General features: G+C 43.1%; 1 pseudogene. It reads left to right on the top strand.

What is annotated here, in order from left to right:
* Positions 1–675, top strand: a pseudogene (locus QVO66_RS03930) (ATP-binding protein); the annotation flags it as partial.
* Positions 676–727: the final 52 nt, after the last annotated feature.

Below are 727 nucleotides of genomic sequence, written 5' to 3' on the forward strand. Positions count from 1 at the left end.
TTGGATGAAATATTGAGCCATAAAGCCGTATTGCCCGACGTGAAACATCCTTTGCCTTTGTTCAAGGATTATCTTCGCAACGGGTATTATCCTTTCAGACGTGACGAGGAATATGAAATGGAGTTGCTTCAGGTAATAAACCAGACAATGGAAGTTGATATTCCTACGCACCTTCAGGCAAATGTCTCGTTAGGCAAAAAGCTGAAAAGCCTGTTGATGGTCGTGGCGAAGAGCGTTCCGTTCAAGCCGGTGATGCAAAGGTTGGCCGAGGCAACAGGAATAAGCAGGAACGACATCCCAGATTACCTCGTCTATATGGAACGCGCCGGAATGATAACCCAGCTAAGGAACTCTACCGGAGGTATTCGTGGATTGGGAAAAGTGGAGAAACTGTATCTTGACAACACCAATCTTATATACGCTCTTTCGCCTGAACATGCTGACATAGGAAACGTAAGGGAAACATTTTTCATGAACCAGATGAGAGTGATGAACGACGTTACAAGTTCGTCCATTTCAGACTTTGAGATTGACGGCAAGACTTTCGAGATTGGCGGAAGGAAGAAAGGACAGAAGCAGATAGAAAACGCCGAAGAAGGCTATATCGTAAAGGATGACATAGAGAGCGGATATGCAAATGTTATACCTCTTTGGACTTTTGGACTGAATTATTAAAATGTATTCAGGTAATATAAATCCTAAAAGCAGTTTATCGGTGGCAAAGTTA

Origin of the sequence: Prevotella sp. CAG:255 (assembly GCF_000431195.1) — a bacterium.
GTDB classification, from domain to species: domain Bacteria; phylum Bacteroidota; class Bacteroidia; order Bacteroidales; family Bacteroidaceae; genus Prevotella; species Prevotella rara.